Below are 25,978 nucleotides of genomic sequence, written 5' to 3'. Positions count from 1 at the left end.
AATACTTCCCCACTGGCACGCGCTTGTTAGCATCGTGTCCGCGTCAGCATTCCCCTCCGGTATCTATTAGTATAATTACTTCTTTAGTTCGCTAAGATCAGCGATTGAAGAACAAACCAACTATGGCAGATTGATACCGATCGATTCGGACATGTCAACAGATTTTCTTCTCAGGAATATTTTGCAGTTTGGGGTAATTGAGGCCGTCCTCGAGCAGCCCCTCCGGCGCTCAGGCTCCGGGCCTGATCGCTTTGCAAATGCTTGATTCCCCGACCGGAAAATAGGGATGTCGGATGGCTACCGGCCAGCCGGCCCGTCAACCCACAGGACGTCCACCGACCCGCTTCCTCGACGATCACGCGGTAGAAAACACATCCCCCCATGGTGTCGGCCTGGGCGAACCACTCCTCGCCTAGCAATCGAGCGTGTGGCCACGCTCCCAATCAGTCAGATGCCGGCAGAAATCGTTCCACTCGGAGTTTTTAAGCTTGAGATAGGCCGGAACGACCTCGCCCAACCCTTCCTGCATGACGGCAGACGCTTCGAGTGCCCGCAGCGCATCGAGCAGATTGAGCGGCAGCTTCTTGGTGTCGGCGATCGAATGACCGTCCGTATACATATTGATGTCGAGCCGCGGACCGGGATCACGGCGTGCCGAAATGCCGTCCAGGCCGGCCGCAAGCGTCGCCGCGGGCATCAGGTAGGGATTGGTCGCACCATCGGCCAGACGGAGCTCGAAGCGATCACTGTCAGGCACACGGATCATGTGCGTGCGGTTATTGCCCGTCCAGGTCACCGAATTGGGTGCCCACGTCGCTCCAGAAGCGGTCCGCGGCGCATTGATCCGCTTGTAGCTGTTGATCGTCGGATTCAGGAATGCGGCCAACGCATCGGCGGAATTGATGACGCCGCCAATGAAATGGAGCGCCAGATCCGACAGTCCATCGGCGCCGGCGGCGTCCTCGAACGCATTGGTCTCGCTGCGCCAAAGCGACACATGCATGTGGCAGCCGTTACCGGTGAGGTTGATGAACGGTTTCGGCATGAATGTTGCGCGAAGCCCATGCTTCTCCGCGATCGACTTCGCCATGAATTTGAAGAATACATGTCGATCCGCAGTGAGAAGAGCATCGTCATAATGCCAGTTCATCTCGAACTGGCCGTTCGCATCCTCATGATCATTCTGATATGGCTGCCAGCCGAGCGCGAGCATGCTGTCGCAGATTTCCGTGATGACATCATAACGGCGCATCAGGGCCTGCTGGTCATAACAGGGCTTGCTCTGCGTATCGGCCTGATCCGCAATGCGCTCGCCATCCGGCGTTATCAGGAAGAATTCGCATTCGACGCCGGTCTTCATCTGTAGGCCCAGTTCGGCTGCCTTCGCGATCTGGCGCTTGAGAGCATTACGCGGGCTGGCCTCGACCCGTTTCCCGTTCATCCACAGATCAGCGGCAAGCCAGCCCACATCCGGTTTCCACGGCAACTGGATCAGGCTTTCGGGATCCGGCAGCGCGAGAAGATCGGAGTCGGCCGGAGACATATCGAGCCAGGTGGCAAAGCCGGCGAACCCCGCCCCATTCTTTTGCATGCCGGCGATCGCGCTCGCCGGAACCAGCTTGGCTCGCTGGCTGCCGAACAGATCCGTATAGGAGATCAGGAAATACTTGATCTCTTTATCTGCGGCGAGCTTCGTCAAATCGATCGACACGTATCGTTACCCCCCAAGTCGCAGACCTCAATCAAGGCTTCCCGCAATATTATTCACACAGGTCAGAAGCCTCCGCCGCCGGGAATCCAGCTAGTGCCGGCGAGAGGAACGCGCGCCATCGCGGCGGCCTCGATCGTGAGCGCGACGAGATCTTCCGGCTCCAGATTGTGCAGGTGGCTTTTGCCGCATGCCCGGGCGATGGTCTGCGCCTCGAGCGTCAGCACGGCGAGGTAATTGGCGAGACGCCGGCCGGCGGCGACCGGATCAAGCCGGGCTGCCAGTTCAGGATCCTGCGTTGTGATCCCGGCCGGATCGCGACCTTCCTGCCAGTCGTCATAGGCGCCGGGCTCGGTGCCAAGCTGGGCATAAGCCTCGGCATATGCCGGATCGTTGTCGCCGAGCGCGACGAGAGCGGCGGTGCCGATGGCGACCGCGTCGGCACCCAGCGCCAGCGCCTTCGCGACATCGGCCCCGTTGCGTATGCCGCCCGAAACGATGAGCTGGACCTTGCGATGCATCCCGAGGTCCTGCAGCGCCTGCACGGCAGGACGGATCGCGGCGAGGATCGGGATACCGACATGCTCGATGAACACTTCCTGCGTCGCCGCCGTCCCGCCCTGCATGCCATCGAGGACAACGACATCGGCACCGGATTTCACGGCCAGAGCCACATCGTAATAGGGCCTTGTGGCACCGACCTTGACGTAGATCGGCTTATCGCCGTCGGTGATCTCCCGCAGTTCCTCGATCTTGATCTCGAGATCGTCGGGGCCGGTCCAATCGGGGTGGCGGCAGGCCGATCTCTGGTCGATGCCCCTGGGAAGGTTGCGCATCTGCGCAACGCGATCCGAAATCTTCTGCCCGAACAGCATGCCGCCGCCGCCGGGCTTGGCGCCCTGCCCGATCACGATCTCGATCGCGTCGGCCTTGCGCAGATCGTCCGGGTTCATCCCGTAGCGTGACGGAAGATACTGGTAGATGAGCGTCTTCGACTGGCCGCGCTCTTCCGACGTCATGCCGCCGTCGCCTGTCGTCGTCGAGGTTCCGGCCAGGCTCGCACCACGGCCCAACGCCTCCTTGGCCTGCGCCGACAATGAGCCGAAGCTCATGCCCGCGATCGTGACCGGAATCTGGAGGTGGATGGGCTTCTTCGCGAACCGCGTGCCCAGCCAGACGTCGGTCGCGCACTTTTCCCGATAGCCTTCGAGCGGATAGCGGGAGATCGACGCGCCGAGGAACAGCAAGTCATCGAAATGGGGCAGGGCGCGCTTCGTGCCGGCACCACGTATGTCATAGATGCCCGTCGCCGCCGCGCGGCGGATTTCCGACATCGTATAGGGATCGAAAGTGGCCGAATGCCGCGGCAGCGTCTTCGGAATATTGTTCACGTCCATTTATCGGATCCTCAGTACGATGCCGCATTGTCGACGTGGAAATTGTAGAGCGAACGACCGGACCCATATCGCTTGAAGTCGGCGGGATTGACCGATCCATCGAGCCCTGCCTCGGCGAGAAGATCTGCGATTTCCTGCAAATGCTCGGGCCGAAGCTCCTTTTCCACGCAATCCGCGCCAAGGCTCTTCACCTGCCCGCGAACATACAAACGCGCCTCGTAGATCGAGTCGCCAAGCGCATCGCCGGCATCTCCCAGCACAAGCATCGTGCCGGATTGGGCCATGAACGCGCTCATCGGCCCGATCGAACCCTTCACCACGATGCTGACACCCTTGATCGATATGCCGCAGCGCGCCGACGCATCGCCATCGATCACGAGGAGGCCGCCATGCGCCGTCGCGCCCGCGGACTGGCTGACATCGCCTTTCACATGGACTTTGCCGGACATCATGTTCTCGGCGACGCCCACGCCGGCATTGCCGCTGACGATGACCGTCGCCTGCTTGTTCATGCCCGCACAATAATAACCGGCATGCCCGACGATCTCGATCGTGATCGGCGCATCGACACCGACCGCGAGCGCATGCGCGCCCTCGGGATTCTCCACCCGCCACTGCGTTTCGTTGGTCCCCTCCGGCAAGGCGTGAAGTTCGGCATTGAGCGCGCGGCGGCCCGTAACGGCCAGGTCGATCGTCCGCATCAAATACGCTCCCACGCATAGACACGCGCCGGCTCCGGCTCGAAGACACGGGCCTTTTCGATACCCGGCAGACGCGCGAGCGCGCGATATTCGGAACCGAACGCGACATATTGGTCGGTCTCGGCCATCACCGCCGGCTTGCAGGAAATCGGATCGCGCAGGACGGCGAAGCCGCTTTCCGTACCGACGACAAAGGTGAAGAAGCCGTCCAGATCGCTCAGACTGGCCTCGAGCGCCTCGGCAAGCGTGGCGCCCTCTTCAAGCTTCGAAGTGATGTAGCCGGCCGCGACTTCGCTGTCATTGTCGGTGGCAAAGCTCAGTCCTTTGGCTTCCAGCACGCGACGCAGCGACCGGTGGTTCGACAGGGAGCCATTGTGGACCAGGCATTGATCGGAGCCGGTCGAGAAAGGATGGGCGCCGTCGGTGGTCACGGCACTTTCGGTTGCCATTCGCGTATGGCCGATGCCGTGCGTACCGGCCATGTTCGGCAGGCCAAAGCGGCGCGAGACGTCCACAGGCAGGCCGATCTCCTTGAAGAGCTCCATCCTTTGCCCGGCCCCTGTGACGACGAGATCCGGGCGCGTGACGGCGAGCTGGGCCCGCACCGCTTCTTCCTTTGCAGCGGGAACCGACAGCACAAGATGCGTGTCCCGCAATATGCCTGTCACACCGGAACCGAGCGATTCTGCAAGCCCGGCCAAGTCAACGCCACGAACGGTCAATTTGATCTGACCATCAGAGCCTTCGCCATAGACGGCGAATCCAGCACTGTCTGGCCCGCGACCGGTCATGATGACCAGCATTTCCGAGAGAAGTTCGCCTAATCTACTTTCAAGAGACTGATCTTTAAGGAACAGTCCAACTATTCCGCACATATTTCGAAGATCCCAGCACTGTTCCGGTTCAGGCTAGACAAGGCCAACTCCCGCGTCAATATGCTAGGAACAAGATTTTCGTGGCAGGAAAGGCTCCGTAGATCACATCAGGTTCGCGGATATATGATGATCGAGAGATAGACGGTCTCCGTGCCGGAGAGCGTCTCGGGACCGTGAAGTGCGCTGCTGTCGAACAGCAGGGAATCGCCCTCGTTCAGAGCATAGACCTCCGAGCCATGCCGATACCGTATCTCTCCCTTCAGCATATAAATGAACTCGATCCCGCTATGCCGGAAGCTCGTATAGGGCGCGGCATCGTTCCTCAGCGTAATCAGATAGGGCTCAATGGCTACGTCCCCGCGCAGCACATGCCCGAGCAACTGATAGACATGCCCGACCTTGCTGCCACGCCGCTCGATCGTCACCCCCCGGCCCACCGGCACGTATGAGCAATCCTGCCGCTCTTCGAAGGATGCGAACAGCGAGGATAAGGGAGCCTGGAGCACGGTGGATATGGATTGCAGCGTCGCCAGCGATGCCGAGATCGCGCCATTCTCAATCTTCGAGAGCATGCCTGTCGAAATTCCGGCCGCACTTGCCAGGTCGGTAACAGAAAGATCCTGTTGACGCCGAAGCGATCTGATCTGGTTTCCCAGAGCTCTTTCCAAATTGCGTTCCGGAACCACCGGCGCTGATGAACCGGTCGTCAGGTCGTCGATCGGCGCTGCCGTCTGTGCTTTGACCTTGATCATGACCCCCTGTCGGCCGGCTGCTTTGGTGATCTTAGCCGCTGACAGATTCGCTGTCATTCCCCATTCATCGCCCGATTACCGACGTTACACGCGGCCTCATCCCGGCCTGCATCCCGGACGATGCGCTTCATCACGCATTCCGAAGCGTCCTGCGACCGGTGCTCCTGCATCTTGCGGACGACAGTGTGACGGCCTTTCCATCGATGATCTTGGCCATCGCCGTCAGTCCCTGAACACGACGGTCTTGCCGCCGTTCGGCAGGGACCTGCCATCGAGATGCAAGGCGACCGCGCGCGCCAGCACCCGCCGTTCGATATCGCGACCCTTGCGGACGAGATCCTCGGGCGTGTCATGGTGGCTGATGCGCTCCACATCCTGCTCGATGATCGGGCCTTCATCGAGATCGGCCGTCACATAGTGCGCGGTCGCCCCGATGAGCTTCACCCCGTGCGCATGGGCCTGATGATAGGGCTTCGCGCCCTTGAACCCGGGCAGGAAACTGTGGTGGATGTTGATGCACCGATTGGACAGAAACGTGCTGAGGTCGTCCGACAGGATCTGCATGTAGCGGGCGAGGACGACGAGGTCCGCACCGGTCTCCTCAACGATCGCCTTGATCTGCGCTTCCTGCTGCTGCTTGGTGTCCCGCGTGATCGGCAGATGATGAAAAGGAATATCGCCGAAGCTGGTATCCACATAGGTCTGGCGTGGGTGGTTCGAGATAATCCCGACCACATCCATGTTGAGCTCGCCGATCCTCTGGCGATAGAGCAGATCGACAAGACAATGATCCGACTTCGACGCCATCAGGAGAACACGCTGGCGCACGCTCAGCGGGCGAAAAGACCATATCATGTCATATTGGTCGGCGATCGGTTCGAAGGAGCGCCTGAAGACGGCCGGATCCTGGTCATCGGGAAGCGTGAAAACGATGCGTGTGAAGAAGCGGTTGGTCGCGCCGTCGTCGAACTGGTGGGCTTCGCGGATATCGCCACGGACTTTGAATATCTCCGCAGTCACGCGTGCGACGATTCCAGGCTGATTTGGACAGGATAACGCAAGCAGATGCGATGTGGTCATCATGGTCTCGTCATTCATTTTGGGCAGGACATCAGAGCGCACGCTCGGTGACGTCGACCCAGTGGCGGAAGCTTTCGGCGAAGCTGCGGAAAGTTGCTATCTCGTAGGTCGGCAGATCATCGACCTGCCACAGAATAACGCCGATATGTGCGATCATGCTGGTGGCCACCTGCCCGGGACCGAACTGGCTCGGATGCAGGTCGATCGCTACGCCGCGCTGGAGCAGCCGCCGTGCATCATGGCCCGCGAGACGAAGCACCGAATAGGCGCTCGATTGATCAGACACCGATGCCAGTGCCCCGACCCGGGCCTGCAACTGCTCGGCTGAATCGATCGCCGGCTTATCCGAGAAAGCGAGCCAGACGCCCGGACCGGTGCCGATCAACATCAGGCTACCGGCCTTGCTGGTCCGGGGACCTGACGGCAGGGGGACGCCGATCTTACGCGAAAGCGCTTCGGGATCGCTCGACTTGCGAGCCATGATGGTGGCCAGGCTGAAACCGCTGCGAGTCGAGATGGACAGATCCTCAGCCACGGACGCGTACCCCTTCCGGATCGACGAACACCGGATTGCAGATAATCGCCTCGGCATCGGCCCCGCGCACCGGATCGTGGACGACGATCCTTTCGCCATGCCGTAGCGCGCCTCGCGCCAGCAGTCCGAGTGCGATAGGGTGGCCAAGCGTCGGGGAAAAAGCAGCCGAGGTCACATATCCCTCATCATTGGCCGCAACGGCCGCCGCCCCGGGGGGCAGCAGATGCGCACCGGCGCGAATTCTGGAATGGCCATCGGCGGGCTTCAAGCCGATGAGCGTCGCGCGATCCGGCGAGAGCAGGCCCGGCCGGCCGGCCATGACGCGGCCGATAAAATCCTTCTTCTTGGACATCATGCGGCCCATGCCGAGGTCGCCCGCCGTCGTCTGCCCGTTCAATTCGTTGCCAGCCGCATGGCCTTTTTCGATCCGCATCACCGAAAGAGCTTCGGTGCCGTAGGGAGTGGCTCCGAGCGGGCGGCCGATCTCGAACATCGCGCGGATCATGCGATCGCCGAAGACAGCGGGGACGCTGACTTCGTAGGCGAGTTCTCCGGAGAAGGAGAGGCGGAAGAGCCGGGCGGGAATGCCCTGCCACTCCAGCTCGCCTGCGGCCATGAACGGGAAGGCTTCGTTCGACAGATCCCTGGCCGGAAACAATTGCTGCACCAGCGCCCGGGCTTCCGGCCCCGCGACTGAATAAGTAGACCATTGTTCGGTCACCGATGTCGCCTGAACGTCCAGCTCGGGCCACAGCACCTGCCGCGCATAATCGATATGCTGCATCACCTTCGCCGCGTTCACGGTGGTGGTGGTAACGTAGAAGCGATCTTCGTCGAAGCGGGTGGTGGTGCCGTCGTCCATCACGATACCGTCCTCGCGCAGCATCACGCCGTAGCGCGCCTTGCCGATCGGCAGGCCCGAGAAGGTGTTGATATAGAGACGATCGAGCAACCGCCCGGCATCCGGCCCGTGGACATCGATCTTGCCCAGCGTCGATACGTCGCAAATGCCGACGGCGCTGCGGGCCATGTTCACCTCGCGGTTGACCGTCTCCTGCCAATCGCTCTCGCCCGGTAACGGGAACCATTGCGCACGTTTCCATTGCCCGGCATCGACGAAGATCGCCCCGGCCTCCACCGCCCACCCATGGCTGGCGGTCTTGCGAACCGGCCGGAAATTCTCGTCGCGATGGTGACCCGCGAGGACACCGATGGAGACAGGCAGATAAGGCGCGCGCGAAAGTACCGTGCCCGTTTCCGCCATCGATTTTCCGGTCGCGGTCGCCAGCAGGGCATGGCCGTTCAACTGGCTGGTCTTGCCCTGGTCGGTCGCCATGCCGAGCGTGGTGTAGCGTTTGAGGTGCTCGATCGAGACGAAGCCTTCGCGCGCTGCGAGCGCGACATCGCTGTCCGTCACGTCATGCTGGAAATCGACAAAGGCCTTCGATCGGCGCGCGCCGACATGCCAGAGCGGCGTGATGCACGCCGGATCATCGCTCGTCGAAAAGGTCATCGGGCCAACGGTCTTGCCGGCATCTTCGGCGATCACGGTCGCGGCCTCGACGGCGGTTCGCAGCGCCGCGGTCAGATCCAGCTTCCCGGCGGCGGCCCCTGCTGTACGCATCCCCGGCGGCGCGGCCTCGAGCACGAAGCTGTGGATCGCATCCGACCAGACGGGTCTCGCCCCCAGATTGCTGCCGATGCCGATCGCCGGATTCCAGCCGCCGGCCATCGCCACGAAATCCGCGCCGATCCGTCGCGAGCGGCCATCGGCGGTGCGCACGTCCACCGCCTTGACCGTCCTGCCACAAACATCGGTGACGACGGCGCCCCCCATGATCTCGACACCGCTGGCACGCACTTCCCCGGCGGCGGCCGGCAAGGTGTCGCGCGGGTCTATGACGGCGCTGATCCCGACATCGGCGGCGATCAGATCGAGCGCCGTCGTCCAGCCGCTGTCGGTGGTCGTGAACACGACGCCAGCCTCGCCCGGGGCTGCGGCGTAGCGATTCACATAGGTCGATACGGCCGAAGCGGTCATCACGCCCGGCCTGTCATTGCCGCCGAACACCAGCGGGCGCTCGATTGCGCCTGTCGCAAGGATAGCCCTGCGCGCGACGATCTTCCACAGCCGCTGCCGTGGCTGGCCACGGGACACCGCCACATGATCGCAGATATGCTCGATGGCGCCATATTCGTGCCCGTCATACGCGCCGAACACGGTGGTGCGCGAAAGCAGCCGGACATTGGGTAGCGCGGCCAGCTCGTCCGCGATCGTCGCCGCCCAAGCGTCGCCGGTCATCCCGTCTATCACATGCCTTTCGGCAAGAAGGCGCCCCCCCGGGCGGGTGTCGGCGTCCGCGACGATCACCCTGAGCCCCGCCCGCCCGGCGACGAGCGCCGCCGCAAGTCCCGTCGGTCCACCACCGATGACCAGCAGATCGCAAAAGCCATGCTCCCGATCGTAAAAGTCGGGATCGGGCTCCATCGAAAGCTTGCCGAGCCCCGCCGCACGCCGGATCAGCGGTTCGTAGACCTTCTCCCAGAATTTGGCGGGCCACATGAAGGTCTTGTAGTAAAAGCCGGCGACGAACAACGGCGCAGCCAGTTGATTGACCGCGAGAATGTCGAAGGCGAGGCTCGGCCAGCGATTCTGGCTGTTGGCTTCGAGCCCCTCGCGCAGCGCGACGGTCGTGGCGCGGGTATTGGGTTCGGCCCACGCCCCGCTGTGCAGCGTGACGAGCGCATTCGGCTCTTCGCTGCCTGCCGTCAGGATACCGCGCGGGCGGTGATATTTGAACGACCGGCCGACGAGGCGAACATCATTGGCGACCAGCGCGGAGGCGAGCGTGTCGCCTTCAAAGCCGGACAGCGCCTTACCATCGAATGTGAAGCGCAGCGGCCGCGCCCGATCAATGAGGCCGCCGACCGGAAGGCGGCTCATCGCCGCGCCTCCGATGCCAGAACAGCATCAAAGATTTCATGGCTTTGGGTGTCGCGCGTCACGATGATCCAGTTGCGGCACCCCTGGGCATGATACCAATGCTCCGAAAGCTGCCCTGCCGGATTTTTCCGCACGTAGACATACTCATGGAAATCGGAGTCGTCGGTCGGCCGCTGCGGAGCAGCGTCTCCGCGATAGACGAATTCCTGAGCGTCGCGTTCGCCACAAAATGGGCAGGGAATACGCATGGCGGCTATGGCCTCAATGAAGGTTCGGCTGGGCGCCCTGGCCCTTTTCGTCGATGAGATCGCCGGTCACGAACCGGTCGAGGCGGAAGGCGGCGGCGGTATCGTGCGCGCGGTCGGTCGCCAGCAGGTGGGCGAAGCACCAGCCCGATGCCGGGGTGGCCTTGAACCCGCCATAGCACCAGCCCGCATTGACATAGAGGCCCGGAAGCGGCCCGTGATCGATGAACGGTGAGCCGTCCATCGACATATCGACGGTCCCGCCCCAGCTCCGCAGCAGGCGGGCCCGGCCGATCATCGGCATGACGGCCATGCCGCCTTCGCAGACATCCTCGACGACCGGGAGATTCCCACGCTGGGCGTAGCTGTTATAGCCATCGATATCCCCACCGAAGACGAGGCCGCCCTTGTCCGACTGGCTGATATAGAAATGCCCGGCGCCGAAGGTGATGACGCCCGGAATGATCGGCTTCAATCCTTCGCTGACGAACGCCTGCAACACGTGACTCTCGATCGGCAGGCTCAGGCCGGCCAGTGCCGCCACGCGGGAGCTGTTGCCGGCGACGGCCATTCCGACCTTGCCGGCGTGAATCCTGCCGCGGCTGGTCTCGACCCCGGTGATCGCGCCCGAAGCATCGGTCAGGAAGCCGGTAACCTCGCAATTCTGGATGATATCGACACCCCGTTGGGAGGCGCTCCGGGCATAGCCCCAGACGACCGCGTCGTGCCGCGCGGTTCCGCCGCGCGGCTGGAGCAGGCCGCCCAGAATGGGAAAGCGGCTGTAATCATAATTCAGGAAGGGGGCGAGTTTGCGAACCTGGTCGCGATCGAGAAATTCGCTATCGGCACCGTGCAGCCGCATCGCGTTGCCGCGCCGGGCGAAGGCATCCCGCTGACCATCGCTATGGTAGAGGTTCAGAACGCCGCGCTGGCTGACCATCGCATTGTAATTGAGCTCCTGCTCCAGCCCCTCCCACAGTTTCATCGACCATTCGTAGAAAGGCTCGTTGCCCGGCAGGCCGTAATTGGAGCGGATTATCGTCGTGTTGCGGCCCGCATTGCCGCCGCCGATCCAGCCTCTTTCGATCACCGCGACATTGGTGATGCCGTGATTTTTGGCCAGGTAATGCGCGGTGGCGAGGCCGTGGCCGCCACCTCCGATAATGATGACATCGTAGCTATCCTTGGGCTGCGCGTCGCGCCAGGCCCGTTGCCATCGGCGATGGCCCGTCAACGCATTCCCCGCGAGACCGAAGATCGAATAGCGCGGAGAAATCGTCCACCTGCCGGAAATAGGTTTGCCTTATAGGAAACTATCGCTTTTCGAGCGGCATTGTTTACCGCTAAGCGACGCAATCATGACGAATTGCGACATCGAACTCGGACGAAGCGATTTGCGTAAGATCGGGCTGCTGCTCGTCAACGGCTTCGCGCTCATGTCCTATGCATCGATCATCGAGCCGTTTCGCGCCGCCAACAAATTGGCCGGGCGTGAACTCTACCGCTGGACTCACGTGTCGCTCGCCGGCTCGCCTGCGGTCGCCTCGAACGGGGCCAGCATCGTCGCATCCGCGAAGGTGGGCGATGCGCTGGCATGCGATACATTGTTCGTGTTCGCGGCCGGTGATCCGTCTTCCTTCTGCGACGCCGCCACGTTCGCCTGGTTGAGACAGCTCTCCTCGCGGGGCGTAACGCTCGCCGGCGTATCGGGCGGGCCGTTCCTTCTTGCCCGCGCCGGCCTGCTCGGCGGGTATCGCGCCACGATCCACTGGGAGCACGAGCCCGCCTTGCGTGAAGCCTTCCCGTTTCTCGATCTCGACGCCAGTCTTTACGTGATCGACCGCCAGCGGCTGACCTGCGCGGGCGGCACCGCCGGCCTCGATCTGGCGATCGAACTCATCGAACGCGACCATGGCCATGCGCTCGCCGCCGGCGTTGGCGACTGGTTCATCCGGACGAGCGCCAGGCGAGCCGACAGATCGCAGCGGCTGGGCCTCGCGGAGCGTTATCGCGTGAACCATGAAGGCGTCCTCCAAGCGCTGGCTGCCATGCATACCCATGCCGAAGATCCCCTCGATCGCCCTACCCTTGCGGCCACCGCCGGCGTGTCCATCCGCCAGCTCGAACGCCTGTTCCTGCGCTATGTGGGCGAGACGGTGGGCAAGACCTACCTGCGTATCAGGCTGGATCACGCAGACCAGCTGCTGCGGACCACGGGCCTTTCCGTAACGGCGGTTGCCGTATCCAGCGGCTTTGCGGGATCAAGCCAGTTTTCCCGCGCTTTCCGGCGGCAGTTCGGCTATCCGCCCAGCCGTGCCAGCCTGGAGGCGAGACGCTCCTGACCCGATCGGCGCTTTGCAGACAGGGCGCAGGACAAATGTTGTGCCCGTCATGTTAGAGTCGGTCCTGTTGGCGTTGATCTCTTGTCGCCCCGGCTCAGGGCCGGGGTGACGTTCAGTTTGACAGGACAGCCTTTAGACTAGGTGCCTCACTTCGTGGCGGAAGGGTCCGGAACCTTGCAGGCTTCGCAGCGACGCTGGCAGATGACGCCGGGCATCGCATCCCGCGGTTTGACGCCGGGAGAGGAGGCGTGCAGCCCTGACAATATCTCGGGTGCTACGCCCTCGGGCGCCGCGGCGCTGTGGCAGAGCAGGCAGTTGCGACGAAAGCTCGCCCTGGTCAGCCCCGAATGATCTTCCTGCGCGCGCGCCGGACCGGGCAGCGCCGCCAGCGACGCGAGCATCGCCATCGGCGCCAGCCACATTGCGTGACGACACGGATGAGGGAGTGAGAATCGCAAGGTCAGCGTCTCACTCCCGACCAGCCGTCGAGCCCCGGCGTCACTGCCCGGCGCGTCTTCTACTGAAACTTCTGGCCAAATCTTATCCCGAAGAATTGCGGTTTGATGATGAAGGTCCGCGACGAGCCCGAGCAGAAGGTGATCGAGCAGAAGGTATTCTTGGTTAACTGACCGCGCTTGTCGAACGCGTTCTGGATGAAGAGATCGACGCTCCAATTGTTCTTCTTGAACCCACCCGAGAAATCGAAGGAAACGAAGCCCTTCGTGTCACCCAGCAACGCATCGTTGAAGACGTTCAAGTCCTGCGTCGCGCCGGTCTGGTAGAGTGCGGCACCCTGCAGATAGACGCCATAATCGCCCAGGCTGCTGTCGAAGCGGATAGAACTCGTGCCCTTAAACTTCGGCTGGCGCGGCAGGCGGGTGCCGTCGGCCGCGGCGACCTGCGGGGTCGGGGGGCTGGAACCGGGCACGATCGCGCCCAGCGTACAACTCCCCAATTGGGCGATCGACAAGGATGCGGCATTGAACGCGAAGTTGCAGAAGTTGCCGTCCAGCTTGGCGTCGTTATAGGCGCCCGACGTCGACACGGTGAACTTGCCGAGCCTCAGATCGGCGTCATATTCGACGCCCTTGACCTGGGCCTTGCCGGCATTGCCGGTAATGCCCGCGCCCTGCGCGCCCGAAACCACCACGCCATATTGGATATTGTTCCACTGCTCGAAGTAGATCGCCGCGTTGAAGCGGAAGATATTGTTCCACGTCGTCTTGATGCCCAATTCGTAATTGGTGAGCTTTTCGGACTTGAACGGCGCCACGGTCGCCACGCCGATGTTGCGGATGCGCAGCGGCCGGTTGAAGCCGCCGGGACGGAAGCCGGTGGAATAGTTGAAATAGACCATCTTCGATGGCGTGAATTGCCAATCCAGCGCGGCCTTGTGCGTCTCGCCATGTTCCGAATATCGCCCGACCTCGTCCTTGGCGGCGAAGTTCGAGTTCAGACATTGCAGGCGCTCGGCCGGCAGCGGTATCGGGCAACCATAGGTTCCGGTCGGCACGAAGAATGATGTGATGGTGTTCGCGGCCGAGCCGGCCACGCCGTTGAAGCCGAGCGTCTTGTAGCTCGTCCAGAAGTAACGGATGCCGCCGGTGATCTTCAATTTGGGCGTGATATTGTAATGGCCTTCACCGAAGATCGCCTCGTCGCTATATATTTGGTCGGTTTCGGAGATGTAGAAACCATCGCTCTTAACCGCCGGCGAGCCGAGGATCATTGTGCCGCCGTTGGCGACCGGAATGCCAAAACCCGCCGGATTGCTGTCGCCCCCGCCCGTACTGGTGTAGCCCGCGATCTGATCCAGGCCATGGATGGCGTAATAGGTATTGTTCTCCTGCTTACGGCCCTGATAGAATCCGCCGACGGTGATGTCGAAAGGCCAATGCTTCGGCGTGGTCACGCGGACTTCCTGCGTGATCTCCCGATTATTGGTCACGGCATGGAAATATTGGGTCGGGTTGATCAGGCTGTTGCATTTGAACGTCGCACCCGACCCCGTGCAGCTATTCTTGTCGAAGAATTGCAGATAATTTTCGTATCCCGAGCCGAAGCGATCATAAGTGACCGTATAATAAGTATAATCGTTGCGCAGGTTGGTCTTCCGTTTGAAATAGCCCGTCGACGAAACCACGTCCCAGTCGCCGATATGGCCGTGGATCGATAGCGCCGCCTGGAACCATTTGTCGTCCTGACGGGTGAGATCATAATCATGCACCTGCAGGTCGCCGACGCGCGGATCATAGCCGAAATAGCCATAAGCGATCTGCCGCTGCGCGGTGATCTGCGGCGTGATGCTCCAGCCCGGCGCGATTTCCCACAGCGCCTGAATACGGCCGCCATATTCGTAGATCGGGTTGTAATTGTCCTTGGCGATCGAGGCGTTGCTCAAGGTATAGGACGTCGCCGGATTGTTGTCGCCCAAGGTGAGCGTCGACGAGCTGCCGTCATTGAACTTGCCGTTGTTCGGCTTGTTGTCGATATATCCGCCATCGTGACGATAATAGCCCATAGCGCGGATCGCGATATTGTCGCGCACGGGGACATTGATGTAGGATTCGGCCTGGCCGCCGAAGTTGCCGCCGCCATATTTGTTGCCCTCGAGATCGTAGCCGAACTCGAATTTGTCGAACTTGGGCTTGACGGTGATGAAGCGGAGGGTGCCCGCCAGCGAGCCGGCGCCATACAGCGTGCCCTGCGGACCGGAGAGCGCCTCGACGCGCTCGACGTCGTAGATGTGGATATCGGGCGGGCTGGTGCCGGTGATCGGCATATCGTCCAGATAATATCCGACCGAGGCGTAATTGCCGCCCGCGGGAACGATGCCGCGGAAATAGGGGGTCGTGCGCCCCGGCCCCAGGCCGGCGAAGGAAACCGAGGGAAGCAAGGCGGCGACGTCGGTCAGCCCCTTCACTTGCCTCTCTTCCATCTTCTGTGCGCCCAGCGCCTGGATGGAGATCGGGACCTGCTGGATGCTCTCCGCCTTGCGCGTGGCGGTCACGACGATATCGCCGAGGCCGGTATCGGCATTGCCCTGCTGATCGGAACGCGGCGGAGCCGGATCGGCCGATGCCACCGTCATCACCGCCTGCGCCGGGGCCTGCCCGCCGACGAGAAATGGAGTCAGGAACGTCGTCGTCCCCAACAGCAAAGCGCCCCCTTTTCGGCACCGAATCGCCATGCTCTTCATCTGCGAACCCCCTGATTGCTACGTTGCCATTCTCCTTGTCCTCTCCCCGTCGCGGCGCGCTTAGATCCCTAAGTCTCTTGCCTTTGGCTCCCCATCCGGCCGGCCGATCCGTCCGAACAAAACCGTCTCCGGCCCCCCTCACATCATTCGCATATCGAGCGTTGATCGACGACATGAGTCCTTGTTTGGCGACCGTCAAGGTTTGCATACTCGTCATGAATGTGTCGCTGTCAAGCAGCATGGAGGCCTCTTTTTCGAAGATGCCCACCCCGTGTCTTTTCGATCCTCATCGACAAAGCTTGACGCGCGTCTTAGCCTCGCAAGTGCGGCAAGGCGGGGCGTCGAAGAGGATGATCGGTGTAGCGACGGAGGCGATCCGGGAGGCCGCACGGGCCGCGAGCGCGGCGGGCGATACCAAGCAGGCCATCGCCGCGCTGGAAAGCCTGACCCGGCAGCAGCCGACGGCCGCCGCCGACTGGTTCCTGCTGGCAAGCGAGCTTCGGAAGGCGGGCCGCGCGCAAGATGCCTGGCGCGCGGATCTGTCCGGCGTTCACGCTTCCTCGCGCAATCCCGAACTGCTCGAGGCGGCGGTGGCGATGAACGAGGGACACCTCGACGCCGGCGAGACGATCCTCAAGGCGTCGCTCGAGCGGCAACCCGACGACCCGGCAGCCAGCCGCCTGCTGGGCGAGATCCACTGGCGGCGTGGCGACATGACCGAGGCGCTGGCGCTGGTCGAACGCGCGGTGCAGCTCGCCCCCGGTTTCGATCTGGCGCGCGATTTCCTGATCCGGCTGCTCCTCCAGAACAACCGCCTGCCCGAGGCGCTGGCGCATGCCGAGCTTCTCGTCACCTCTCCGCTGAAGAATCCCGGCTACGATCTGTTGAAGGCGACCGTGCTGGTTCGCCTGGGCGAACAGCAGCAGGCGGGCGAGATTTACGAGCGGCTGCTCGCGCTGCACCCGCGCCAGCCGCAGGTCTGGCAGAACCTGGGGCATGTGCGCAAGACGCTGGGCAAGCAGGCCGATGCCGTCCACGCCTATCGCCAGGCGGTGACCTACCAGCCGGCGATGGGCGAAGCGTGGTGGAGCCTCGCCAACCTCAAGACCGTGAAGCTGGGCGGCCAAGACATCGCCGCCATGGAACGCGCGCTCGATACGCTCGGCTCCGATCGGCAGGAGGACATCTTCCATCTCCATTTCGCGCTGGGCAAGGCGCTGGAGGATGCGAAGGACTATGCCGGCTCCTTCCGCCATTACGAGCGCGGCAACCGCCTGCGCCGTACGATGGTGCCGCACGACGCGGCCGAATTTTCCGCCGAGGCGGAGGCGACCGCGAAGACCTTCACCGGCGCATTCCTCGCCGAACGCGGTGAGGGCGGCTGCCCGGCCCCCGATCCCATCTTCATCGTCGGCCTGCCGCGATCCGGCTCGACGCTGGTCGAGCATATCCTCGCCAGCCACAGCCAGGTGGAAGGAACGATGGAGCTGCCGGAGATGATGATCATCGCCGGACGGCTGAAATCGCGCGTCGACGAGGGCGAGTTTCCGGATTTTCCTACGATGGTCGCCTCGCTCACGCCCGAGGATCGCCTGCGCCTGGGCGAGGAATATATCGAGCGCACCCGCGTCCACCGGCGGACGGGCGAACCTCTGTTCATCGACAAGATGCCGAACAATTGGGAGCATGTCGGCCTGATCAAGCTGATCCTGCCCCACGCGAAGATCATCGATGCGCGGCGCCACCCGGTCGGCTGCTGCTTTTCGGCCTGGAAGCAGCATTTCGCGCGCGGCCAGGCCTTCTCCTACGATCTGATCGAGGTCGGCCGCTATTATCGGGACTATGTCGCATCGATGGCCGCGTTCGACGCGGCCGCGCCGGGCGCCGTCCATCGCGTGATCTACGAGCGCATGGTCGCCGACACGCGCCGCGAGGTCGAGCGGCTGCTGGCGCATCTCGACCTGCCCTTCGAGGAGGCGTGCCTGTCCTTCTGGCAGAACGAGCGCGCGGTCCGCACCGCAAGCTCGGAGCAGGTGCGCACCCCGATCTTCACCGATGCGGTCGCGCATTGGCGGCGATTCGAGGACAAGTTGCAGCCGCTGATCGAGACGCTGGGACCTCTGGTCGATGCTTATCCGAACGTTCCCCAAGAGTTGCTTGCGCACTGACCGGATTCGCGGAATGATCCGATTCGGAGCGAGTGCGCGAAAACGCGCCGCCCGCGGGGAGAATGCCGTCGAAGGCCGGGCGTCACGGGCGCTCGTCTGGCGACGGAGGCGATTGGATGGCGATCTCTTGGGGCAACGCCCGCGACCGATCGGTCGCGACGCTGGCAATGCTTCACGCAGGCATCGAGCCGATCTTCCTGGCGCAACTGGCAGATAGAGGCGCCGTATCGCTGGCGAGCTTCGGCTGGGTGACGGGCGCGGGGCAATTGGGGTTCAGCGCGGGCGCCTTGCTCTGCTGCCGCGCGCGCTTCGCCTCGCGGCATCCGGCGGCGCTCGCAGCGGCGATGGTCGGCGTCGCCGCGAGCCTGAGCCTGGCGCTCGCGCGGGATCTTCCCAGCGTCCTGCTGCTGCGCCTGCTGCTCGGCCTGGCCATGGGGCTGTTATTCGATCGCGCCGCGGCCGCGGCGGCCAAGGAACGACCGCACCGTACCATCGGGATCATCATGCTGGGGCAGCAGTTCCTCGCGACCGTCGTCATGGCTTCGCTGTCGCTGGTGGGCGCGCGATGGGGCGCGGCGACGGCGATCGCCATGCTTGCCGCGGCACCGCTGACCATCGCGCTGCTCACGCTCCTCGAACGCGAGGAGGCCGACGCCGAGCCGCAATGCCCGCCGGAGCGAGCGTGCCGAGCGGCCGTCCCCCCGCCCCCTTTCTCGCTGCTCGCCGCCGTACTGCTGATCGCGACGACGATGATGGTCTGGAGCTATATCGGCGCCGTCGGGGCGGGGCTGCATATCGACGGAGCGGTGGCCGGCCTGGCCATCGCGGCCGCCTCCCTGGCCAGCGCGCCGGCCGCCCTGCTCGCGTCCTTCAGCGCGCCGCGTCGGGAGCCATGGATCACGGCACTGGTTTGCGGCGGTGGGATACTGATGCCCCTGCTGCTTCCGGCGACATCGGGTCTGACCGCTTATGCGGGAGCGATGGCGCTGTTCAACGCGGGATCGACCTTCGCGACCATCCGCTTCTCCGCCTGGGCCATCGCGCTATGCTCCGGAGCGGAGCAGCGCCGTAACGTATGGTTCGCTCAGACGCTCGCCACCGCGGCGGGCACGCCGCTCGGCGCGATGGCTGTCGGCTGGGACGGTCTCCCGGCGCTTGCCGTGCTTTGCTGCATATGCCTCGCCGCCGCGATTGCTTCGGCCTTCGCGCGATCGGGCATCGTGGCACCGGTGACGCGTCTCGATCTCGCGCTGCGCTAGGGCAGCAATCCCTTCGCCGCGAGCTTGGCGCGCTCGCTTCCGACCGCGGTCGCCGAGAGGCCACCTTCCTTGCGCACCGCCGCGATCTCCGCCGCGGTGAAGGCCGCGGGCTTCTTGCCCTTCGCGGGCGTCCCCAGCGTGAGGACATGCGTCAGGATCGCCGCGATGTCGCCGTCGGGCAGCGCCGCCATCGACGGCATCAGCCCGCTGACCGATCGTCCGTCCGCCGAAATCGTGCCGACCATGCCGTTGAGCAGGACCAGCGCCAGGTAATGGCGGCCCGCCGGGCTCTGCGCGATGCTGGCGGCGCGGCCCGCGATACGCGGAAATTGGCCGGGCAACCCCGCGCCCGTGGCCTGATGACACATCGCGCAGCGCTGCGCGAAAAGCTGCGCCGGGGGCAGCGCGTTCGCTGGTCCGGCAAGAGCGATCATGGCGCCAAGCAAAGGAACGACAGGCTTCACAGGCATCTCCAGCACGCCCTCGCCGGATCGCGCATGGGCGGAAAAGGTCTAGGTCATCCTTCAAGCTTTGGTCAAGCGCGCGACCTTCCAGCGGACCGGTTTCGGCGGAAAATGTCGCTTGACGAACTCTTGACGATCGTCCAGCCTTTGCCGGTGAAACGAATTCGAGGGGTGAGCCAATGACGGTCGCAGCTTCCACATGGCGGGCTCTGCTGGCAAGCGCGGCGATCCTCGTCGCCGGTGCGGCTTCGGCGCAGGTCACCGAGACGCCGCCGGCGCCCCCCCAGCCGCAGCCGACCGAGCTGAAGGCCGAAGAGGCGACCACGCTGACGATGCTTCCGCCGCAACCGCAGTGGGAATATGTCCGCGGCGGCTACGGCCTCGGCGGCACGCGCATCTTCGACGGCGCCACCGGCAAGATGCGCGGCGAAGTCGACAACAGTAGCCGCGCCGACATCGCGATCGATCCCGCCGGCAAATATTATTACGTCGCCGACACGATCTGGACGAAGAGCGATCGCGGCACGCGCCAGGATTTCGTCGCGATCTACGATACGACGCAGTTGAAGCTGCAAGCCGAGATCCCGATACCCGGCCACATCATCGTCGGCGGCTTCAAGACCAACTTCATCCTGAGCGACGACGGCAGCACCGCCTACGTCTACAATTACGATCCGGCCTCGTCGGTCAACATGGTCGATCTGGTCAGGCGCAAGTTCGTCCGGGCGATCGAGCTGCCCGGCTGCGCCAGCCTGATCCCCAATCCCGGCGTCGGTTTCTCGGCGCTCTGCTCGGACGGTTCGCTCGCCACGGTCGATACAACGGCGGCCAAGCCGAAGATCACGCACAGCGCACCCTTCTTCTCGGCGACCGCCGATCCGATCTTCAGCAACTCGGTCTACGACAAGACCAAGAAACGGACGATCTTCATCAGCTATTCGGGGCTGGTCTACGAGGCGACGATGGGGCCCGCGCCCAGCATCGCGCCACCTTTCTCGATCCAGGAAGCCGCAGGCGTCCCCAAGGGCGAGACGAGGCCGCTGGTGGTCAACTGGCTTCCCGGCGGCGGCGCGCTGATGGCGATGCACAAGCTCAGCGGTCATGTCTTCGTGCTCATGCACAAGGGTGAATTCTGGTCGCACAAGGAAGGCGGCGACGAGATTTGGGATCTCGATCTGGCGCAGCGCAAGGTGGTCAAGCGCCGCCCCCTGAAGAGCCCGGTCAACAATATCGAGGTGACGCAGGATGCGGCGCCGCTGATCTTCGTCAACGACAAGGAGGGCACCACCTACGTGCTCGACGCCAAGACCATGGAAGAAAAGCGCAAGATCGAGAAGACCGGCCAAGGCATGATCTACGTTGCCGATGTCGGTACGCCGGCAACCGCGCCGCTGGCCGAAGCCGCGCCCAAGCCGACGCCCTCGACCATCACCGGCGGCTGAGGCGATGCTCGGGATGCTCGCCCTTTCCTTCGGCGCGGCGGCGGGAACCTGCATCGGGATCCTGTTCTGCTGGGCCGCCTTCGGCAAGTTACGGCATCGCGCTTTATTGCCGGCGGTGATCGCCAACTACCGCCTGCTGCCTGCGCCGCTGGTGCGGCCGGCGGCGACGCTTCTGCCCTGGGCGGAACTTTTGCTCGGCGCGGCGCTGCTCGTCGGCGGACGGCCCGCCGCTTATGCCGCCGCGCCCGCGGCCGTGCTGCTGCTGATCTTCGCCTTTGCCATGGACAAGAACATCCGTCGCGGCCGCAGCCATATCGACTGCGGCTGCGGCTTCGGCGGACTGCGGCAGTCGCTGCACCGGGCGCTGGTGCTCCGCAACGTGCTGCTCGCCGCAGCACTGCTGCCGCTGCTCCTCGCGCCCGGTGCGCTGCCTGTCGTGAGCCTGGCGCTGGCCGCCGCCGCCGGCATCGCCGCCTGCCTGCTCCTGCTGTTGCTCGATGCGCTGCTGGCGCTTTCGGCCTCATCGCCATTCGCTGCCTGACTACGCCCTACCGACACGTTCATCGACAAGGACGCCGCCGATGCTGACTGCCCTCCTCGTCTCGCAGAGCCTGTCCTGGCTCGTGATCCTCGGCCTTTCGGTCGGCCTGCTGGCGCTCGCCAGGCAGGTCGGCGTGCTGCACATGCGGGTGGCCCCCGCTGGTGCGCTGACCAACGATCGCGGCCCGGCCGTCGGCGATGCCGCGCCCCATCTCCACCTCACCGCGCTCGACGGCAAAACCGTGGAAATCGGCGGCGCGCTGCATGGCGCCGCGATGCGGCTGCTGATGTTCGTCTCGGCCGAATGCCCGCTGTGCAAGAACCTCATCCCTGCCGCCAAATCCTTTGCCAAGGCCGAGCGCGTCGAACTGGTCTTCGTCGGTGACGATGATGTGGAGGTGCAGCGTCGGATGATCGCCGCGCAGGGCCTGGAAAATTACCGGTTCATCAACGGCCCCGAAGTCGGCCACGCCTTCCACGTCGACAAGCTGCCGCACGCCGTCCTGATGGATGCGGCGGGGACGGTGCTTTCGAAGGGCCTGGTCAACAGCCGCGAACATCTCGAGAGCCTCATCGTAGCGCATGAGATGGGGCTGCGTTCGGTGCAGGATTATATCAACGGGCTCAAGGTCAAGGCCTGAGCGCGGTCACTATTTCAGGGAAGGGCAGAATATGGACAGCTCGAAGGCCGACGTCATCGGCGAACGCCTGCTGCGGCGGTTCGCGGGGTCCAGCTCGCGGCGCGGCCTGCTGACGAAGCTGGGTGCCGTGCTGGTCGCGGCGCCCGCCTTCCCGCTGCTGCCCGTCAGCCGGGCGGAGGCGCAGAAGCCGGATCGTTCGGTGGAGGCCAAGACCAGCTTCGCCCGCAGCGCGCAGACCAAGGACGATACGAAGTGCGATTACTGGCGCTATTGCGCGATCGACGGCTCGCTCTGCTCCTGCTGCGGCGGTGCGGTCAACGCCTGCCCGGCCGGCGCGCAGCCGTCGCCGATTTCCTGGGTCGGCACCTGCATCAACCCGGATCAGGGCAAGGCCTATCTGATCGCCTATCGTGACTGCTGCGGCAAGCCGGCGTGCGGCCAGTGCGGCTGCGACAATACCGATCGCGAGACGCAGCTCTACCTCCAGCAGCTCAACAACAATATCATCTGGTGCTTCGGCACGAGCAGCATGGAATATCATTGCTCGACGGCGGTGCTGGTGGGTGCCGCGCAATAGGAGCAAGCCATGGCGGACATCCGCCTCGCGGCGCTGATCTTCCTTGCCTGCGGCGCCGCCGGTGCGGCGATCGCGAGCGGAGCGGTCGGCAAGATCGCCGATCCCGTTCAGGCGCGATCGGATTATATCGAGAATTGCGGCGGCTGCCATGGCATCACCGGCAATTCGGCGCCGGCGTTGCTGCCCGTGCTGCGCGACCGCGTCGGCTATTTCCTCTGTCGGCCCGACGCGCGCGCCTATCTGATCCGGCTGCCGAACGTCTCCCACTCGCGCATCACCGACAATGCGGAACTGGCCGACCTCCTCAATTATGTCGTCTTCGATCTCGGCGGCGCGAGCGCGCCCGCCGATGCGCCGCCCTTCACCGCGGAAGAAGTGGCGCGCGAGCGCCCGCATGCGCTGAACGACGCTTCTTTGAAGGCACTGCGCGCCGCGCTGGTCGAGCGCCTTGTGCGCACGTGCAAGGCGCCTGCCTCGTTACGACAGCTTTTTCCATCGCAAGGGACGCCTGCACGGAACTAACCGGAGCAATTCGCATCTAATCGAGATCAAGGACCGCAGACTTGCATAAGCTTGTTTCGATGGCATGGGCGGACTCCGCAAAAGGAAAATGGAGTTATGGAGCAGGATCAGGAAAGCGTCCCGCCGCTGCGTATAAGGGTGCGACCGGGCGCCTATGCGTGCGGCACGGAGACGATCGAGCACATCCTTCGGGCTGCGTTGAGCGTGCTCGTCGAGGAAGGATCGCGGGCGTTCACGTTACGCCGGATTGCGGCGGAATGCGGCATGAAGGTGGGAAATCTCAGCTATTATTTCCCGCGCAAGGAAGATTTGGTCCAGCAATTGTTGGAAGCCATCCTCAATGGCTATGCCGATATTTCCGCCGGCTTGCGCGAGGGCACGGTCGATCAGCCCGAAGAGCGCCTCCGCCGCATGATCGCCTTCACGCTGGACGACATCCGCTCCAAGCTGACGACCAATCTTTTCCCCGAGCTTTGGGCGCTCGCCAACCATGACGAGAAGGTCAACGCGCTCGTCCAGGACTTCTACGCACGCGCGCAGCGCGGAATCGCGTCCGCCGTCAGCGCGGTCAATCCTCGGCTGGACGAGGAGGAATGCTGCATGGTGGCACTCTTCATCAGCGCGACGATGGAAGGAACCACGATCTTCGCGGGCTATCAGAAGCCGTGGGAAGGCCAGATGCCCCAGATCAAGATCATGGCGGTGAATTCGCTGCTGAACCTGGTCAAGGGCCTGTCTCCCGGCGACCTGCGTATTTCCAAGATGCGCCGGACGAAGCAGGCTGCCTGATCCCGGAGGCAACGGCGAGGATCATCTCGTTCAAAAGGAGGCTGAATGAAGAGGTCAACCGCACGGGCGCTGGGCGTCCTGTTCCCGCTGATGCTGCTGACGGCCGCAAGCACGCCCGAAGCCATTCCGCTGCCGGGCGACCGCCTTTTCCCGGAGAGCGTGTCGATCGCCGCGGACGGGACGGCCTATGCCGGCAGCATGACCGGCGGGGTCGTCCGGGCGTCGATGAAGACGGGCAAGGCCGAGCTCTGGATCAAGCCGGGCGCCTATGGCGCCGGTTCCCTGTACGGCGTGCTCGCGGACAAGCGGAACCGCATGTTGTGGGTCTGCACCAACGACTTCAGCGCACGAGGTCTGGTCGTGACGGGCGCCGACGCCGGGCATCTGCTGAAGGGTTTCGACCTGCGCACCGGCGAAGGCAAGGTCAGCCTGCCGCTGCCGGGCGAGAAGCCGGTCTGCAACGACATGGCGGTTGCCAGGGACGGGTCCGTCCTCGTCACCGATACCGGCGCGCCGCAGGTCTATCGCTGGCGGCCCGGTGCGACCGCGCTCGAGACCTGGCTGAGCGATCCCATTCTGAACGCCCCCAAGGGCGGGGGGCTGGACGGCATCGCGTTCGGCGGCGACGGCAATCTCTATCTGAACAATGTCCGCAGTGGTGAGCTGTATCGCGTGGAAGTCGGCCGAGACGGCAAGGCGGGCAAGGTCACCAGACTCACCCTTTCACGCCCCCTCGTCTCGCCGGACGGTATGCGGCCGATCGGCGGCCTGGATTTCGCGCTCGCCGAAGGGGACGGGCATATCGATCGGGTCAGCGTCTCGGGCGACCATGCCGAGATCCATACGCTAGCGGAAGGCGTCGCTGCCCCAACCGGCGTGGACGTCTATGCTGGAAAGATTTGGTACGTGCAGGGACAATTGTCGTATCTCTTCGACCCAGCCAAGCGCGGCACGACGCCGGGCTCGTTCCGGCTTACTCCTGTGAGTATGACCCGCTAACCTTGGAGGAGGACATGGCGCTTGAGCTATTTGGCGTCCTACAAGGCTGCGATGGCAATATCGAGAAGCAAGAAATCGGGTGCTTCGCCAACAACTGCGTTGAGAACAGTCACTGCCACTCGTCGCGCAGGCCACCTTTGAAGCTGTCAACGTAGCCGTTCTGCTGCGCTGGCCGGCACAATGTGATGCTGCTCAATGACAGTCCTGCGTCCACCTCAGACCCGACCCACCAAATCCAGCCTATGTGTTTGATCCTGTCCTTTGATAGTGCATCTCCGCGGGCGACTGGAGGGATGCGCTATGGGACAGGTTCTATACGGGAGCGCCACGACGACAGAGGCGGTTCTTCGAGTGATACAGCATAGTCAAGAGCCTGAGAGTGCTGGCCAAGCGCTACGGCATCAACCAGAAGACCGTTGCCAAGTGGAAGAAGCGCACCGCGGTCAAGGACCAGTCCCAAGGACGCGCATTCGACGGTACTGACCATCAGGGAGGAAGCGATCATCGTCGCCTTCCGTAGGCACACTCTGCTACCGCTGGACGACTGCCTTTCGCGCTCCAGGCGACGATCCCGCATCTGACGCGCTCGTCGCTGCACCGCTGCCTGCAACGCCACGGCATCAGCCGGTTGCCGGAGGTGGCAGGCGACAAGCCTGTCCTGAGCGAAGTCGAAGGGGAACCGAAGCGCAAGATCAAGCCTGTCCTGAGCCTGTCGAAGGGACCTATCCGATTGGCTACTTCCATATCGACATCGCCGAGGTGCAGACCGCCGAAGGCAAGCTACGCCTGTTCGTCGCGA

The 25,978-nt window shown here is 63.6% G+C and carries 23 protein-coding genes and 1 pseudogene; 11 read left to right on the top strand and 13 right to left on the bottom strand.

Annotated elements, in window-relative coordinates; all coding sequences use genetic code 11:
* Nucleotides 1-412 precede the first annotated feature (412 nt).
* From glnT to HUU94_RS00105, 10 genes are all read right to left on the bottom strand, one after another.
* On the bottom strand, nucleotides 413-1,711 hold the full coding sequence (gene glnT / locus HUU94_RS00150; RefSeq protein ID WP_174273112.1) for a type III glutamate--ammonia ligase: 1,299 nt from the start codon (nucleotides 1,709-1,711) through the stop codon (nucleotides 413-415).
* A 62-nt stretch (nucleotides 1,712-1,773) separates the two neighbouring features.
* Nucleotides 1,774-3,105 carry an FMN-binding glutamate synthase family protein gene (locus HUU94_RS00145; protein ID WP_174273111.1) on the bottom strand — a complete coding sequence of 444 codons (1,332 nt, stop codon included), beginning with the start codon at nucleotides 3,103-3,105 and terminating at the stop codon, nucleotides 1,774-1,776.
* 11 nt (nucleotides 3,106-3,116) lie between these two features.
* On the bottom strand, nucleotides 3,117-3,806 hold the full coding sequence (locus HUU94_RS00140; protein WP_174273110.1) for a protein glxC: 690 nt from the start codon (nucleotides 3,804-3,806) through the stop codon (nucleotides 3,117-3,119).
* Entirely contained in the window at nucleotides 3,806-4,609 is an 804-nt protein-coding gene (locus HUU94_RS00135) for a glutamine amidotransferase (protein WP_254601800.1), read from the bottom strand. Before HUU94_RS00135 ends, HUU94_RS00140 begins: the two co-directional genes overlap by 1 nt.
* Before the next feature lie 179 nt (nucleotides 4,610-4,788).
* Nucleotides 4,789-5,490: a helix-turn-helix domain-containing protein gene (locus tag HUU94_RS00130; protein ID WP_254601798.1), complete on the bottom strand. Its 702-nt coding sequence runs from the start codon at nucleotides 5,488-5,490 to the stop codon at nucleotides 4,789-4,791.
* A gap of 165 nt (nucleotides 5,491-5,655) precedes the next feature.
* Nucleotides 5,656-6,513: a formyltetrahydrofolate deformylase gene (gene purU, locus HUU94_RS00125; RefSeq protein WP_174273108.1), complete on the bottom strand. Its 858-nt coding sequence runs from the start codon at nucleotides 6,511-6,513 to the stop codon at nucleotides 5,656-5,658.
* 31 nt (nucleotides 6,514-6,544) lie between these two features.
* Complete coding sequence (locus tag HUU94_RS00120) at nucleotides 6,545-7,048, bottom strand: sarcosine oxidase subunit gamma (RefSeq protein WP_254601796.1); 504 nt, start codon at nucleotides 7,046-7,048, stop codon at nucleotides 6,545-6,547.
* Nucleotides 7,041-9,992, bottom strand: a complete 2,952-nt coding sequence (locus tag HUU94_RS00115; RefSeq protein ID WP_174273106.1) for a sarcosine oxidase subunit alpha family protein — start codon at nucleotides 9,990-9,992, stop codon at nucleotides 7,041-7,043. The genes HUU94_RS00120 and HUU94_RS00115 overlap by 8 nt, the downstream gene beginning before the upstream one ends.
* Nucleotides 9,989-10,240, bottom strand: a complete 252-nt coding sequence (locus HUU94_RS00110) for a sarcosine oxidase subunit delta (RefSeq protein ID WP_174273105.1) — start codon at nucleotides 10,238-10,240, stop codon at nucleotides 9,989-9,991. The genes HUU94_RS00115 and HUU94_RS00110 overlap by 4 nt, the downstream gene beginning before the upstream one ends.
* A 13-nt stretch (nucleotides 10,241-10,253) precedes the next feature.
* Nucleotides 10,254-11,513: a sarcosine oxidase subunit beta family protein gene (locus tag HUU94_RS00105; protein ID WP_174273119.1), complete on the bottom strand. Its 1,260-nt coding sequence runs from the start codon at nucleotides 11,511-11,513 to the stop codon at nucleotides 10,254-10,256.
* An 82-nt stretch (nucleotides 11,514-11,595) separates the two neighbouring features.
* Here HUU94_RS00105 and HUU94_RS00100 point away from each other — a divergent pair, with 82 nt between their 5' ends.
* The gene (locus tag HUU94_RS00100; RefSeq protein WP_174273104.1) at nucleotides 11,596-12,579 is read left to right on the top strand and encodes a GlxA family transcriptional regulator; all 984 of its coding nucleotides are present in this window, start codon (nucleotides 11,596-11,598) and stop codon (nucleotides 12,577-12,579) included.
* 146 nt (nucleotides 12,580-12,725) lie between these two features.
* Here the strand turns inward: HUU94_RS00100 and HUU94_RS00095 are convergent, their stop codons facing one another.
* Nucleotides 12,726-12,986, bottom strand: a complete 261-nt coding sequence (locus HUU94_RS00095) for a hypothetical protein (protein WP_174273103.1) — start codon at nucleotides 12,984-12,986, stop codon at nucleotides 12,726-12,728.
* A gap of 110 nt (nucleotides 12,987-13,096) precedes the next feature.
* On the bottom strand, nucleotides 13,097-15,769 hold the full coding sequence (locus HUU94_RS00090; protein WP_438827091.1) for a TonB-dependent receptor: 2,673 nt from the start codon (nucleotides 15,767-15,769) through the stop codon (nucleotides 13,097-13,099).
* 359 nt (nucleotides 15,770-16,128) lie between these two features.
* On the opposite strand from HUU94_RS00090, the gene HUU94_RS00085 reads away from it, so the two are divergent.
* Both HUU94_RS00085 and HUU94_RS00080 read left to right on the top strand, forming a co-directional pair.
* Complete coding sequence (locus HUU94_RS00085; protein ID WP_254601794.1) at nucleotides 16,129-17,946, top strand: tetratricopeptide repeat-containing sulfotransferase family protein; 1,818 nt, start codon at nucleotides 16,129-16,131, stop codon at nucleotides 17,944-17,946.
* Nucleotides 17,947-18,062: 116 nt separating this feature from the next.
* The gene (locus tag HUU94_RS00080) at nucleotides 18,063-19,205 is read left to right on the top strand and encodes an MFS transporter (protein WP_174273101.1); all 1,143 of its coding nucleotides are present in this window, start codon (nucleotides 18,063-18,065) and stop codon (nucleotides 19,203-19,205) included.
* Here HUU94_RS00080 and HUU94_RS00075 read toward each other — a convergent pair.
* Complete coding sequence (locus tag HUU94_RS00075; protein WP_254601792.1) at nucleotides 19,202-19,669, bottom strand: c-type cytochrome; 468 nt, start codon at nucleotides 19,667-19,669, stop codon at nucleotides 19,202-19,204. The two genes, HUU94_RS00080 and HUU94_RS00075, sit on opposite strands and share 4 nt — an antisense overlap.
* 179 nt (nucleotides 19,670-19,848) lie before the next feature.
* Between HUU94_RS00075 and HUU94_RS00070 the strand changes: the two genes are divergently transcribed.
* The 8 genes and pseudogenes from HUU94_RS00070 to HUU94_RS00035 form a co-directional block, all read left to right on the top strand.
* Nucleotides 19,849-21,111 (top strand): amine dehydrogenase large subunit, encoded by a 1,263-nt coding sequence (locus HUU94_RS00070; protein ID WP_174273099.1) that lies wholly within the window; start codon nucleotides 19,849-19,851, stop codon nucleotides 21,109-21,111.
* Nucleotides 21,112-21,124: 13 nt separating this feature from the next.
* Nucleotides 21,125-21,652: a MauE/DoxX family redox-associated membrane protein gene (locus HUU94_RS00065; protein WP_254601790.1), complete on the top strand. Its 528-nt coding sequence runs from the start codon at nucleotides 21,125-21,127 to the stop codon at nucleotides 21,650-21,652.
* A gap of 40 nt (nucleotides 21,653-21,692) precedes the next feature.
* The gene (locus tag HUU94_RS00060) at nucleotides 21,693-22,292 is read left to right on the top strand and encodes a redoxin family protein (RefSeq protein WP_174273097.1); all 600 of its coding nucleotides are present in this window, start codon (nucleotides 21,693-21,695) and stop codon (nucleotides 22,290-22,292) included.
* Between the two features lie 31 nt (nucleotides 22,293-22,323).
* Nucleotides 22,324-22,869: a methylamine dehydrogenase light chain gene (locus tag HUU94_RS00055; RefSeq protein WP_174273096.1), complete on the top strand. Its 546-nt coding sequence runs from the start codon at nucleotides 22,324-22,326 to the stop codon at nucleotides 22,867-22,869.
* A 9-nt stretch (nucleotides 22,870-22,878) separates the two neighbouring features.
* The gene (locus HUU94_RS00050) at nucleotides 22,879-23,391 is read left to right on the top strand and encodes a cytochrome C (protein ID WP_174273095.1); all 513 of its coding nucleotides are present in this window, start codon (nucleotides 22,879-22,881) and stop codon (nucleotides 23,389-23,391) included.
* Nucleotides 23,392-23,487: 96 nt separating this feature from the next.
* Nucleotides 23,488-24,180, top strand: a complete 693-nt coding sequence (locus tag HUU94_RS00045) for a TetR/AcrR family transcriptional regulator (protein ID WP_174273094.1) — start codon at nucleotides 23,488-23,490, stop codon at nucleotides 24,178-24,180.
* A 45-nt stretch (nucleotides 24,181-24,225) separates the two neighbouring features.
* Nucleotides 24,226-25,179 carry an SMP-30/gluconolactonase/LRE family protein gene (locus tag HUU94_RS00040; RefSeq protein WP_217429523.1) on the top strand — a complete coding sequence of 318 codons (954 nt, stop codon included), beginning with the start codon at nucleotides 24,226-24,228 and terminating at the stop codon, nucleotides 25,177-25,179.
* A gap of 300 nt (nucleotides 25,180-25,479) precedes the next feature.
* A pseudogene (locus tag HUU94_RS00035) lies at nucleotides 25,480-25,978 on the top strand (IS481 family transposase); the annotation flags it as partial.

This window comes from Sphingomonas bacterium (genome assembly GCF_903644055.1).
GTDB lineage: Bacteria > Pseudomonadota > Alphaproteobacteria > Sphingomonadales > Sphingomonadaceae > Sphingomonas_I.
The sequence above is the reverse complement of the archived record's forward strand: the minus strand, read 5'-3'. Positions and strand labels throughout refer to the sequence as shown.

Bases quoted from the DNA above. Each gene is read 5' to 3' on its own strand.
- HUU94_RS00090 (WP_438827091.1), bottom strand. From the start codon at position 15,769: ATGGCGATTCGGTGCCGAAAAGGGGGCGCTTTGCTGTTGGGGACGACG.
- purU (WP_174273108.1), bottom strand. From the start codon at position 6,513: ATGACCACATCGCATCTGCTTGCGTTATCCTGTCCAAATCAGCCTGGA.
- HUU94_RS00130 (WP_254601798.1), bottom strand. From the start codon at position 5,490: ATGACAGCGAATCTGTCAGCGGCTAAGATCACCAAAGCAGCCGGCCGA.
- HUU94_RS00085 (WP_254601794.1), top strand. From the start codon at position 16,129: ATGATCGGTGTAGCGACGGAGGCGATCCGGGAGGCCGCACGGGCCGCG.
- HUU94_RS00080 (WP_174273101.1), top strand. From the start codon at position 18,063: ATGGCGATCTCTTGGGGCAACGCCCGCGACCGATCGGTCGCGACGCTG.
- HUU94_RS00115 (WP_174273106.1), bottom strand. From the start codon at position 9,992: ATGAGCCGCCTTCCGGTCGGCGGCCTCATTGATCGGGCGCGGCCGCTG.
- HUU94_RS00055 (WP_174273096.1), top strand. From the start codon at position 22,324: ATGGACAGCTCGAAGGCCGACGTCATCGGCGAACGCCTGCTGCGGCGG.
- HUU94_RS00060 (WP_174273097.1), top strand. From the start codon at position 21,693: ATGCTGACTGCCCTCCTCGTCTCGCAGAGCCTGTCCTGGCTCGTGATC.
- HUU94_RS00095 (WP_174273103.1), bottom strand. From the start codon at position 12,986: ATGGCGATGCTCGCGTCGCTGGCGGCGCTGCCCGGTCCGGCGCGCGCG.
- HUU94_RS00065 (WP_254601790.1), top strand. From the start codon at position 21,125: ATGCTCGCCCTTTCCTTCGGCGCGGCGGCGGGAACCTGCATCGGGATC.
- HUU94_RS00140 (WP_174273110.1), bottom strand. From the start codon at position 3,806: ATGCGGACGATCGACCTGGCCGTTACGGGCCGCCGCGCGCTCAATGCC.
- HUU94_RS00100 (WP_174273104.1), top strand. From the start codon at position 11,596: ATGACGAATTGCGACATCGAACTCGGACGAAGCGATTTGCGTAAGATC.
- HUU94_RS00040 (WP_217429523.1), top strand. From the start codon at position 24,226: ATGAAGAGGTCAACCGCACGGGCGCTGGGCGTCCTGTTCCCGCTGATG.
- HUU94_RS00135 (WP_254601800.1), bottom strand. From the start codon at position 4,609: ATGCTGGTCATCATGACCGGTCGCGGGCCAGACAGTGCTGGATTCGCC.
- HUU94_RS00050 (WP_174273095.1), top strand. From the start codon at position 22,879: ATGGCGGACATCCGCCTCGCGGCGCTGATCTTCCTTGCCTGCGGCGCC.
- HUU94_RS00145 (WP_174273111.1), bottom strand. From the start codon at position 3,105: ATGGACGTGAACAATATTCCGAAGACGCTGCCGCGGCATTCGGCCACT.
- HUU94_RS00045 (WP_174273094.1), top strand. From the start codon at position 23,488: ATGGAGCAGGATCAGGAAAGCGTCCCGCCGCTGCGTATAAGGGTGCGA.
- HUU94_RS00110 (WP_174273105.1), bottom strand. From the start codon at position 10,240: ATGCGTATTCCCTGCCCATTTTGTGGCGAACGCGACGCTCAGGAATTC.
- HUU94_RS00070 (WP_174273099.1), top strand. From the start codon at position 19,849: ATGACGGTCGCAGCTTCCACATGGCGGGCTCTGCTGGCAAGCGCGGCG.